Origin of the sequence: Pseudomonas sp. EGD-AK9 (assembly GCF_000465935.2) — a bacterium.
Classification (GTDB): Bacteria; Pseudomonadota; Gammaproteobacteria; order Pseudomonadales; family Pseudomonadaceae; genus Aquipseudomonas.
Genome location: NZ_AVOF01000399.1, coordinates 1 through 2,662 on the forward strand (window position 1 = coordinate 1; position 2,662 = coordinate 2,662).

At 71.4% G+C, this 2,662-nt stretch carries 3 protein-coding genes and 1 pseudogene; 1 reads left to right on the forward strand and 3 read right to left on the reverse strand.

Features of this window, described 5'->3' with window-relative positions; all coding sequences use genetic code 11:
• A pseudogene (locus N878_RS17260) lies at nucleotides 1-309 on the reverse strand (AEC family transporter); the annotation flags it as partial.
• A 62-nt stretch (nucleotides 310-371) separates the two neighbouring features.
• On the reverse strand, nucleotides 372-761 hold the full coding sequence (locus N878_RS17265) for a hypothetical protein (RefSeq protein ID WP_021444851.1): 390 nt from the start codon (nucleotides 759-761) through the stop codon (nucleotides 372-374).
• 70 nt (nucleotides 762-831) lie between these two features.
• Here N878_RS17265 and N878_RS17270 point away from each other — a divergent pair, with 70 nt between their 5' ends.
• Nucleotides 832-1,233 (forward strand): GFA family protein, encoded by a 402-nt coding sequence (locus N878_RS17270; protein ID WP_021444852.1) that lies wholly within the window; start codon nucleotides 832-834, stop codon nucleotides 1,231-1,233.
• A 67-nt stretch (nucleotides 1,234-1,300) separates the two neighbouring features.
• On the opposite strand, the gene N878_RS17275 is transcribed toward N878_RS17270, so the two are convergent.
• Nucleotides 1,301-2,662, reverse strand: a 1,362-nt coding sequence (locus N878_RS17275; protein WP_021444853.1) for a DUF4105 domain-containing protein, incomplete at its 5' end; no start/stop codon positions are given.

A 2,662-nucleotide genomic window follows, 5' to 3' on the forward strand; every position in this document is an offset into this window, starting at 1 on the left:
GCGCAGGATGCCCTGGGTGAAGGCGCCGAAACGCCCGGCCGGCCAGCCGCGCAGGCGGCGCAGCAGCAGCAGGGCGAACCAGGCGATGCCGAGGCCGAGCAGTACCGCCAGCGCCAGGCGCGGCAGCGCCGGGTTGCTCAGCGGCGCCTGGGCCAGGCTGGAGAACAGCAGGGCGGGGAACAGGATGAAGTAGTTGAGGCGCTCGGCGCCGGGCCAGAACGCCTCGCTGGGGAAGTCGCGCAGGCGCAGCCAGTAGCCGGCGACTATCATGGCGAACAGCGGCCAGAGGGCCAGCAACAGGTCGATCACGGCAGCTTCTTCCATGGGCAAAGCGGCGATAGTCGACCAGCTGCGCGCCTCGGCGCAAGCCTTCAGCTCGGCGGCAGGGCGCTGATGCGCAGGTGGAAGTCGAGCCGTTCCCAGTCCTCGCGGCGGTTGGCCAGGGTCGGCGTCGAGTGCAGGACGATGCGGTGCTCGCCGTCCGCCGTGCGGCGGTAGCCGTGGCGCGCCGGCTCCCAGTCCGAGCCGCGGAACTCCAGCGGCGCCATGCCGAACTGGCGGATCAGCAGGGCTTCCAGGGCCTCGGCCTGGCCGGCGGCGACCTGGTACAGCGCCGCGCCGTCGCCCTCCTCGGCGCAGCCGGCGAACTGCGCCGGCAGCTCCAGTTGCCAGCGCTGCAGCCAGTCGATGCAGGCGCGGTCGTCCTGCTCGGCGAGCAGGGCCGTGGCGACCAGCAGCAGGGGCAGGAGCAAGGTGCGCATGGGCAACCCGGGGCGTTGAGGTGATCGTCAGAGTCTAGACTGCTGGCGAGCCCTTCGCGGAGTTCCTGCCATGCCCGCCTCGCACCAGGGCGGCTGCCATTGCGGCCAGCTGCGCTACGTCTTCGACGCCCCGCTCGCGGATATCGCCCACTGCCATTGCGCGGATTGCCGGCGCAGCAGCGGCGGCATCCTGGTCACCTGGCTGACGGTGCCGCTGAGCAGTTTCCGCTGGCTGCGCGGCACGCCCGCCGAGTACGCCAGCACGCCGACCTGCACGCGCAGCTTCTGCCCTCACTGCGGTGCCCAGCTGACCCTGTTCAGCGCGCTCAGCCCGCACAGCCTGGATATCAGCGTGGCCTGCCTCGACCAGCCCGAGCGTGCGCCGGCGGATCGGCATATCTGGGTGCGCAGCCGGCTGCCCTGGCTGAGCGTCGACCCGCAGTTGCCGGAGGAAGACGAGGAGATTCTCTAGCCGGTCGCGGGTGCGGGGTATCGCGGGGCCGCCCGGGCTGCGCACACCAGATTCCTGGCCGTATAACTCAGGGCAACTGCAGGCCGCCGCTGTCTTGGTGCAACTTGCGCAGGTGCGCGCCGAGGGCCACCAGGTTGGCCTCGTTGGCCTGCAGCTCGGCCAGGCGAGCGGGCGCCAGCAGCTTGCGCACTTCCGCGTCGAGCTCGTCGCTGAGCTGACGCAGTTGCTGCTGGCGCTGCCGGCTCTGGGTTTCCAGGCTGTGCCATTCGCCGGCCTGGGGCAGGCCGTAGCCGCCGTCGAGCAGCTCGGCCGGGCGGCTGAGAAAGCCGCTGCCGGCCAGTATCTGCTCCAGCGCCGCACCGGCCTTGTCCAGGTTCGGGTCGCCGGCGGCGCGGCCGCTCAGGTAGCGGCGCTTGAGCTCGTCCTGGGCCAGCAGCAGCTGGCGGCGCAGGGCCGCCTGTTCCAGCAGCAGCAGGGCGGCGCTGGCACGCAGGTCGGCCTCGGCGAACCAGTCGCGGCGTGCGCTGGCGGGCTGCTCCAGCCAGGCCTCGACGTTGTCCTGGGCGATTGGCAGACGCTGGCGCAGCACGGCGAACATGGCCTGGTAGCGCTCGCGGAACGAATCGAAGCGATAGCCCAGGCGCAGCGCCTCGCGGGGATCGTCGAGCACCGCGGTGTCGGCCAGGCCGCGCGCCGCCAGCAGTTGCAGCAGGCCGTTGGGCAGGATGCTGTCGAGCGCCTGCAGATCGGGATGCGCGGTGCCGCTGCGCAGCAGCTTGAGGGTCTCCACCGCGCAGTTGTTGGAGATGAAGTAGTAGTCGCCGTCGTAGCTCCAGTGCTGCTCGACGGCGCGCGCGACCAGCTGTTCCAGTTCGTCGCGCGACAGCTTGAGCGGCACCGAGGCCAGGCTGCGCAGCTCGACCTTGGTGTACTCCTCGACCACCTGCTCCAGCGGCAGGACGAACAGCCGCGAGGGGTAGACGCCGGTCAGGCCGTCCCAGCTCGACAGCTGCAGGTCGCCGACGAAGGCGCGGTAGGACAGCACCAGGTGCTGGTCGAGATCCAGCCGGCAGTCGGGGCCGCGCGGCCGGCCCGGCGCGCACACCACCAGGCGCAGCATGCTGTGGCCCCAGCGGCTCATCCATTGCTGGTTGGCCTCGGCCAGCAGGTAGTCGACCGCATAGACCCGCTCGGGATCGAGGCGGCCCAGCGGCTGGCGGGCGAAGTCGCGGCCGGCGTTGAGGTAGGCATGACCGCCGGCGCAGTCGGCCTGCGCCGGCGCCCAGGCGAAATGCTCGCGAAAGTAACGCGCCAGCGACGGCCTACGGCAGGCGTAGCCGGGGTCGAGGAGGAAATACTCGAGGTTGACCGCGACGAACTCCAGCGGCCGGCTCAGCTCGTAGACGTCCGGGCTGCGCGCGACCTGGCC

Coding starts and splice junctions, on each gene's coding strand:
- N878_RS17265 (WP_021444851.1), bottom strand. CDS start 761: ATGCGCACCTTGCTCCTGCCCCTGCTGCTGGTCGCCACGGCCCTGCTC.
- N878_RS17270 (WP_021444852.1), top strand. CDS start 832: ATGCCCGCCTCGCACCAGGGCGGCTGCCATTGCGGCCAGCTGCGCTAC.